We start from the raw sequence: 7,385 nt of genomic DNA, 5'->3' as shown, positions 1-7,385 counted from the left end.
CGAGTGTATTTACAGGCATAAGCCGGACACCTTTGAAGAGGCCAACCATGCGATTGCCGAGTTTATTCACTTTTATAACTATGAGCGTATCCAAATAAAAACGGGAGAGGCGCCGCTTGCGCGCCACCTCTCCTCATAATCTGCTTTGCCTACTCACGGGCCGCTTTTTTGTGCTGTCTGAATAACTTGGGGCTGTTCAATCGGCGGAAGCGCTTTTCATAAGTTATACCGCCACACTCTTCTGCGCGTTGTAGAGCCGGGCATACTCGCCGCCCTTTGCCATCAGCTCCTCGTGGGTGCCCTCCTCCTGAATCCCCGCGCCGTCGATGACGATGATGCGGGAGGCGGAGCGGATGGTGGAGAGCCGGTGGGCGATGATTAAGGTGGTGCGGCCCTTGGCCAGCTCGTCAAACGCCCCCTGAATCCGCGCCTCGGTGACGCTGTCCAGGGCCGAGGTGGCCTCGTCCAGGATCAGAATGGGCGGGTTTTTGAGGAAAATCCGGGCGATGCTGACCCGCTGCTTCTGTCCGCCGGAGAGCATGGCCCCCCGCTCACCCACCTGGGTCTGGAAGCCGTCGGGCATGTCCATGATATCCGCGTAGATCTCCGCCCGCTTGGCCGCCTCCACAATCTCCTCGTCGGTTGCGTCGGGTCTGCCGTAGCGGATATTGTCGTATATCGTCCCGGCAAAGAGGAACACATCCTGCTGGACAATGCCGATATTCTCCCGCAGGGAGCGCTGGGTGAGGCCCCGCACGTCCCTGCCGTCCACCAGGATACGGCCCTCCGTGGCGTCGTAGAATCGCGGAATAAGCTGGCACAGCGTCGACTTTCCGCCGCCGGAGGGGCCCACCACGGCCACCGTCTCGCCCTCCTTCACGTGGAGGGTCACATGCTCCAGTACATTCTCCCCGTCCTCCTCATAGCGGAAGGTCACGTCGTCCACCAGGATATCGCCCCGGGCCGGCGGCATATCAGCCGCGTCGCGGGCGTCCCGGACCTCGGGCTCCACCCGCATCAGCTCCACAAAGCGCTTGAAGCCCGCCATGCCCTGCATGAACTGCTCCACAAAGGCGGAGAGCTTGCGGATGGGGGTAATAAAGGTAGAGACGTAGAGGGAGAAGGTGATGAGCTCAATATAGTCCATCCTGCCCTGCATGATGAGGTAGCCGCCAAAGGCGATGACCAGCACGCTCATGATGCCCATGGCGAATTCCAGGCCGGACTGATAGATGGCCATGGCCTTGTAGTAGCCCCGCTTGGCCCCCCGGAACTGGTCGTTGGCTGCGTTGAACTTCTCGCTCTCGGTGTGCTCGTTGGCGAAGGCCTTGGCGGTGCGCATCCCGGAGATGGAGGACTCCACCTCGCCGTTAATGCCCGCCAGCTTGGCCTTCACCTCGGTGGAGGCGTTCATCATCCGCTTGCGGGAGAAAATGGTGAAGAGGAGGAAGAGCGGCACCACCGAGAAGACCACCAGCGCCAGCTCCCAGCGGATGGTGAGCATGACGGCAAACGCGCCGACAAGGGTGACGGAGGAGATGAAGAGGTCCTCCGGCCCGTGGTGGGCCAGCTCCGTGATTTCAAAGAGGTCTCCGGTGACCCGGCTCATCAGCTGTCCGGTGCGGTTCTTGTCGTAGAAGGAGAAGGAGAGGTCCTGCATATGGGTAAAGAGATCCCGGCGGATATCCGCCTCCATCCGCACGCCCAGCAGATGCCCCCAGTAGGTGACGATAAAGTAGAACACGCTCTTGAGGATATAAGCCCCCACCAGGACGGCCATCACCGCAAAGAAGGTCTCAAAAAGCTTGGAGGGCAGCAGCCGCTCCATGGAGAGCTTGGACACATAGGGGAAGGCCAGATCCACCAGCGCGATACACAGCGCGCATATCATGTCCAAAAAAAAGAGTTTGCGGTGGGGACCGTAATAGGAGACGAAAATGCGCAGATAGCCGCTTCTTTTCATTTTTTCGGTGGTCAAGGGCCCCGCCTCCTTTCTGATTTCCATTATTTCGCACAGCATAGTATACCCGTTTTGGATGCTTCTTGTCAACGTCGGTCGACTCCCAAAAATTTGTATAAAAACGCTCACTTGTCCATTGTATTTTTGGGCATATAGGCCTACAATAATAGTATCCCCGGTTACATAAACACAACGGAAGAAGGAGCGATGTAAATGAAGCAGTACAGACGCGGTTACCGTTCCATCCTGGCGGTCCTGATGACCGTCGCCCTGGTGCTCGCCATGGTTGGCAGCGCATTCGCCGCCGAGGGCGAGAAGCACATTACCATCATCGGCACATCCGACACCCACGGCAACATCTGGGGCTACTCCTATGAGGATATGAAGGAGAGCTCCGCCGACGGCCTGGCCCGTATCTCCACCTACGTCAATGAGGTGCGCAGGGAGAACCCCAACACCATTCTGGTGGACGCGGGCGATACCATTCAGGGCACCATTCTCACCGACGACCTCTACAGCAAGAGCGCCAATCCCCATCCCGTGGTCGCGGCCATGAACTACATGAAGTACGACGCCTGGACTCTGGGCAATCATGAGTTCAACTGGGGCGTGGACAACCTGAAGGTGGTCATGAAGCAGTCCAACGCCCCCGTGCTGGCCGCCAACATCAAGAACGCCGACGGCTCCCTCTTCACCGGCAATGCCTACACCATCGTGGAGCGCGGCGGCGTGAAGGTGGCCATCATCGGCGTGGACACCCCCAACATCCCCCGCTGGGACGGCACCAAGAACGGCGTCGCAGACCTGAAGTTTGAGTCCATGGCGGACGCGGTGGCGGCGGCCGTCAAGGAAATCGGCAGCAAGGCCGACGTCATCATGGTCTCCGCCCACGCGGGTTATGAGTCCGAGTACACCGAGGCAGACGCCGCCAAGACCATCCTGGAGAAGAACCCAGAGGTGGACATCCTCCAGATGGGCCACACCCACACCACCTTTATCAACAACGACGGCGCCGTCCCCATGGGCGAGGCCAAGAACAACGCCGGCGAAGTGGTCCGCTGGGACATCACCCTGGACGCCGCCAACAAAATCACCTCCGCCAAGGCTGAGACCGTCTCCATGAAGGACGTGGAGCCCGATCAGGGCCTGCGGGATGTGCCCGCCGTCAAGGAGGCCCAGGAGAAGACCGTCTCCTTCATCAACGACAATATCCTCGGCCACGCCAGCGCCGACTTCCAGCCCGTCAATGAGATTAAGGGCATGCCCGAGGGCCGTCTCCAGGATACCGCCGTCATCGACCTCATCGGCACCGTGCAGCTGGAGTACTCCGGCGCCGACGTCACCGGCGTGGCCCTCTTCAAGGACGGCAGCGACCTGAAGAAGGGCGACCTCAACTACGGCAATGTGTTTGACATCTACAAATACCCCAACGTGCTCTACACCGTGAAGGTCACCGGCGCGGAGATGAAGGCCTACATGGAGTGGGCCGCCGAGTGCTACAACCAGTGGGTCCCCGGCGACGTGACCATCTCCTTCAACAGCGCCAAGCCCGGCTACCTCCACGACCATTTTATCGGCCTCAACTACGAAATCAACCTCTCCAAGCCCGCCGGGTCTCGCATCGAGAACGTGACCTTTAAGGGCGCGCCCCTCACCGACGACATGGAGTTGACCCTCTGCGTCAACGACTACCGCTTTACCGGCCTGAAGACCGCCGGCATTATCCACGGCGAGAAGAACTGGGAGTCCTCCCAGTCCGTGCGCGACATGCTGGTGGAGTACCTGGGCAAGCACGACCCTCTGGACCCCGTGGTGGACAACAACTGGAAAATTACCGGCGTGGACCTCCAGAAGGACAATCCTGAGCGCGCCGCCTACATCGCCAGGATCAACGCCGGCGAGCTGGCCACCCCCTACTCCAAGAGCATCAACCTCAACGACAGCAACAACGTCATTGTAAACGGCAAGATTAACAGCGCCAGCTTTGCCCAGAGCAATGAGGGCGGCACCTTCTACCGCCTGCGCGATCTCGCCGAGGCCTTTAAGGGCACCGACGCCGCGTTCAACGTGGAGTGGAAGGGCGGCGTGGTCGTCACCAAGGGCGGCGAGTACGCCGCGGCCGCCCTGCCCGCCCGCACCGTCGACACCGCCGCCAATTCCGTCGGCATCAGTGTCAGCGTGGACGGCGCCGCCGTGCCGGTCAGCGCGATTCTGATCGACGGCAACTACTATGTCTCCGCCGACGGCCTGACCGCCCTGCTGGGTGTCACCGCAGCTGAGTCCGGCGGCGTTCTGACCGTCACCGCGCAGCCCGCCGCCTCCACCTCCGGCCAGGGCGGCTGAGCGCCATATCCCGCAACCGAATATTTCAGCGCCGGACGGCGGGAATCTTTCCGCCGTCCGGCGCTCCTTTTTTGCCGCGACCTGCGTATTGGAATCCGGCAGGGGGGAAAAACAGGTTTTGCCTTTACACAGTCCTACTTGAGACGCTATAATAGCAGATACTGATAAACGGATGTGAGGTCCTCTTTACAATGTCGGGTATCCTGGAAAATCTGCTGGTGGTTGCCGGCCAGGTGGCCACGCTGTTTTTGATGATGGCGGTGGGCTTTATTCTGGTGCGGCGGGGGACCCTCTCCGGTCCGGGCCTGGACCAGATGTCCCACCTGCTGCTCTATGTGGTCATCCCCTGCGTCATCATTGACTCCCTCCAGGTGGCGTGGGATGCCGCCCTCCTGGCGGACATGGGCATCATGCTCCTCATCAACGCGGTCTACTATCTCGTGACCTGCGCCGCCGTCATCCCCCTCTTCCGCCGCCAGAGTGAGGATGTGGCGGTGGCCCTCCGCTTCGGCGTGGTCTACGCCAATACCGGCTTCATGGGCCTGCCACTCATCCAGGCCGTGCTGGGGGAAGAGGCCGTCATCTTCACGGTGGTGGTCATTGTGTCCTTCAACCTCTGCCAGTGGACCCACGGCGTCCTTCTCATGGGCGGCAGGGGAGAGGTCTCGGTGAGGAAGGCCCTGCTCAATCCCGGCACCATCGGACTCTCCGTCGGGCTGGTTTTTTTCCTCTCCGGGCTGCGGCTGCCGCCCATGGCGGACAAGGCGATTGGCTACCTCAGCGCCCTCAACACTCCGCTTGCAATGGTGGTCATCGGCGGGCAGATGGCCCGCTCGGGCCTCCTCCAGACCTTCCGGCAGAAGGCGCTCTACGCCGCCTCCGCCCTGCGTCTGGCGGTCATCCCTCTCCTCACGGCCCTGGCGCTGCTGCCCTTCCGCCTCAACCCGCTGCTCTACTGCACCGCCGTCATTCTCTCTGGCGCGCCCGTTGCGGGCTCGACCGGCATCTTTGCCCAGAAATTTGGCCGGGACCCCACGGCCTCGGCCCAGTTTGTCACACTGTCCACCCTTTTGTCCATCCTGACCCTGCCCGTCATTACCGTGCTGGCCCAGTATCTCGCCGGATAGGAGCGTCCTATGAACAAGACTGAACTGCTCAACAAAACCGCCCGGGACGCCGACGAGCGGCTGCTCCTGGCCCGGGCCATGGATAAGATGGATCTGGCCCATCAGCGCAGCATCCCGTCCTGCACCGGCTTTCTCTCCCCTCAGGAGCGCGCCTCGGTGGAGGCCCTCATGAACGCCTCCGGCCACCCACGGCACCTCTTTTTCGGCGGGTACGAGGGGGCGGAGCGCGCGGTGTGCGCCTTCCTGCCGGACTGGCAGGAGGAAGACGACTGGCGCTCCGGGGAGGACTGCCCCGTCTGCGCTCTGCGCGCCTCCTTTCCGGAGGACGCATCCCTCTCCCACCGGGATTTCCTGGGCTCCATTCTGGGCCTGGGCCTGGACCGGGAGAAGGTGGGCGACCTGCTGGTCGCCCCCGGCTGCTGCGACATCCTGCTGCTGCGGGAGATCGAGGACTTCCTCCTCCTCCATCTGGAGAGCGCCGGGCGGACCCGCCTGAAGCTCAAGCCCATTCCCCTCGCCCAGCTCGCGCCCAAGGCGGTGGAGGTCAAGACCATCCGGGACACGGTGGCCACCCTCAGGCTGGACGCGGTGGCGGCCTCCGCCTTCTCCCTGTCCCGGGGCCGCGCGGGGGAGCTCATCTCCTCCGGGAAGCTCCAGCTCAACTACCGGGAGTGTGTCAAGCCCGACCGGGCCGTGGCCCAGGGGGACGTCCTCTCCTGCCGGGGACTGGGCAAATGTGTGGTAAAAACCGTGGGCGGCCTGTCTAAAAAGGGCCGGACCATGATAGAATTAGAGCGATACCTCTGATTTCGCCGACAAAGGAGCAAATTCAATATGGAACAGGCCAAAATCGACCGCATCAACGTCCTCGCCCAAAAAGCCAAGAGCCCCGAGGGGCTCACCCCGGAGGAGCTCTCCGAGCGCGACGCCCTGCGGCAGGAGTATATCGCCGCCGTCAAGGCCAGCCTGACGGCCCAGCTGGACAGCACCTATATCATGGAGCGCGACGGCACCAAGCGCAAGCTCCCCAGGCGGGACTGAGACATCCCCTTATCCGCGAAGCGGGCAGACCCCTTGCCCATACCGTCCCAGAAGCCAATGGCCTGTTGCAAAGCAGTCAGGTTCCACAACAGCTTGTCGTTTCGACTAAAAATGCCGCCCAGGGGCGGCATTTTTATCTGGGAATCCGTTCCTTTTCCGGAGAAGCGGATCGCCCCGCCTGAATGCATTTGCATAGCGCAGCCTCAGCCACTCCTCATCTGAACCACAGCCACCCGAACGCAGCAGCCTCAGCGATGATTATGGCGGGCAGGCCGTACTTGAAATACCAGTGCCGGGTCTTATGGCGGAACACGTACATCCCCAGGACCGTCCCCAGGGCGCCGCCCAGGGCGGCCACAATAAAGAAGCTCCGCTCCCGCACCCGCCAGCCCTCCCGTCTGGCCCGGCGCTTGTCAAACCCCATGAGGCAGAACCCCAGCAGGTTGAGGCATCCCAGCCAGATCAGAATCCACAGCCCGTAATCTGCAATCAACTCTCTCATGCGCGCCCTCCAGCGGATTGATACCCTGCATTATACACCATGCGCACGCAAAAGACGAGCCCCCTGCGAGGCAGGGGGCTCGTCTTTTTGCAGCTTATGGTCATGTGCGGGCTGATTCCGGCTTTTCCCCGTCCTTGCTCACGGCACTGTCGATCAGCTTAATCAGCTCCAATTCGCTGCGGAAGGACTCCCTCCGCTTGCCGTCCGTCCAGGTTACGGTGCCCTGCCAGCTGGCGTTTTGTGTGTTCAGGATCTGAACCACAAAGGTATCCGCTCCGCCTTTTTGTCTCATCTGAATTGTCTCCTTCCGGGTCACATGGGGCGCCGTACAATATTCTTACCCTTTCGGCACTATGATATCCTGTTCCGGTCACAACGCGGTTACATCCCGGATTTTCGTCTCAAATGGTAC

At 61.4% G+C, this 7,385-nt stretch carries 8 protein-coding genes; 5 read left to right on the top strand and 3 right to left on the bottom strand.

The features are described from left to right. The first annotated feature begins 7 nt into the window (after nt 1–7). Complete coding sequence (locus H8S62_RS18685) at nt 8–139, top strand: IS3 family transposase (RefSeq protein WP_423788670.1); 132 nt, start codon at nt 8–10, stop codon at nt 137–139. 84 nt (nt 140–223) lie between these two features. Here the strand turns inward: H8S62_RS18685 and H8S62_RS07420 are convergent, their stop codons facing one another. Beyond that, the gene (locus H8S62_RS07420; protein ID WP_423788669.1) at nt 224–1,963 is read right to left on the bottom strand and encodes an ABC transporter ATP-binding protein; all 1,740 of its coding nucleotides are present in this window, start codon (nt 1,961–1,963) and stop codon (nt 224–226) included. A 210-nt stretch (nt 1,964–2,173) separates the two neighbouring features. Between H8S62_RS07420 and H8S62_RS07415 the strand changes: the two genes are divergently transcribed. The 4 genes from H8S62_RS07415 (at nt 2,174) to H8S62_RS07400 (ending at nt 6,471) form a co-directional block, all read left to right on the top strand. Beyond that, nucleotides 2,174–4,303, top strand: a complete 2,130-nt coding sequence (locus H8S62_RS07415; RefSeq protein ID WP_186918895.1) for a bifunctional metallophosphatase/5'-nucleotidase — start codon at nt 2,174–2,176, stop codon at nt 4,301–4,303. A gap of 191 nt (nt 4,304–4,494) precedes the next feature. Beyond that, nucleotides 4,495–5,430 carry an AEC family transporter gene (locus tag H8S62_RS07410; protein WP_186918894.1) on the top strand — a complete coding sequence of 312 codons (936 nt, stop codon included), beginning with the start codon at nt 4,495–4,497 and terminating at the stop codon, nt 5,428–5,430. Between the two features lie 9 nt (nt 5,431–5,439). Beyond that, on the top strand, nt 5,440–6,237 hold the full coding sequence (locus H8S62_RS07405) for a YlmH family RNA-binding protein (RefSeq protein ID WP_155148529.1): 798 nt from the start codon (nt 5,440–5,442) through the stop codon (nt 6,235–6,237). Between the two features lie 27 nt (nt 6,238–6,264). Beyond that, a complete protein-coding gene (locus tag H8S62_RS07400; protein WP_155148530.1) occupies nt 6,265–6,471 on the top strand; it encodes a DUF896 domain-containing protein in 207 nt (68 codons plus the stop codon). A gap of 214 nt (nt 6,472–6,685) precedes the next feature. Here the strand turns inward: H8S62_RS07400 and H8S62_RS07395 are convergent, their stop codons facing one another. Together H8S62_RS07395 and H8S62_RS07390 are read right to left on the bottom strand one after the other, a co-directional pair. Beyond that, a complete protein-coding gene (locus H8S62_RS07395; protein WP_155148533.1) occupies nt 6,686–6,973 on the bottom strand; it encodes a DUF1294 domain-containing protein in 288 nt (95 codons plus the stop codon). 100 nt (nt 6,974–7,073) lie between these two features. Then, nucleotides 7,074–7,265: a hypothetical protein gene (locus H8S62_RS07390; RefSeq protein ID WP_155148535.1), complete on the bottom strand. Its 192-nt coding sequence runs from the start codon at nt 7,263–7,265 to the stop codon at nt 7,074–7,076. Nucleotides 7,266–7,385 lie beyond the last annotated feature (120 nt).

This window comes from Lawsonibacter faecis, assembly GCF_014287675.1.
Classification (GTDB): Bacteria; Bacillota; Clostridia; order Oscillospirales; family Oscillospiraceae; genus Pseudoflavonifractor; species Pseudoflavonifractor faecis.
The sequence above is the reverse complement of the archived record's forward strand: the minus strand, read 5'-3'. Positions and strand labels throughout refer to the sequence as shown.

What these genes read in the sequence shown, in the direction of transcription:
- H8S62_RS07415 (WP_186918895.1), top strand. Translation starts at nt 2,174, where the DNA reads ATGAAGCAGTACAGACGCGGTTACCGTTCCATCCTGGCGGTCCTGATG.
- H8S62_RS07405 (WP_155148529.1), top strand. Translation starts at nt 5,440, where the DNA reads ATGAACAAGACTGAACTGCTCAACAAAACCGCCCGGGACGCCGACGAG.
- H8S62_RS07410 (WP_186918894.1), top strand. Translation starts at nt 4,495, where the DNA reads ATGTCGGGTATCCTGGAAAATCTGCTGGTGGTTGCCGGCCAGGTGGCC.
- H8S62_RS07395 (WP_155148533.1), bottom strand. Translation starts at nt 6,973, where the DNA reads ATGAGAGAGTTGATTGCAGATTACGGGCTGTGGATTCTGATCTGGCTG.
- H8S62_RS07420 (WP_423788669.1), bottom strand. Translation starts at nt 1,963, where the DNA reads ATGAAAAGAAGCGGCTATCTGCGCATTTTCGTCTCCTATTACGGTCCC.
- H8S62_RS07390 (WP_155148535.1), bottom strand. Translation starts at nt 7,265, where the DNA reads ATGAGACAAAAAGGCGGAGCGGATACCTTTGTGGTTCAGATCCTGAAC.
- H8S62_RS07400 (WP_155148530.1), top strand. Translation starts at nt 6,265, where the DNA reads ATGGAACAGGCCAAAATCGACCGCATCAACGTCCTCGCCCAAAAAGCC.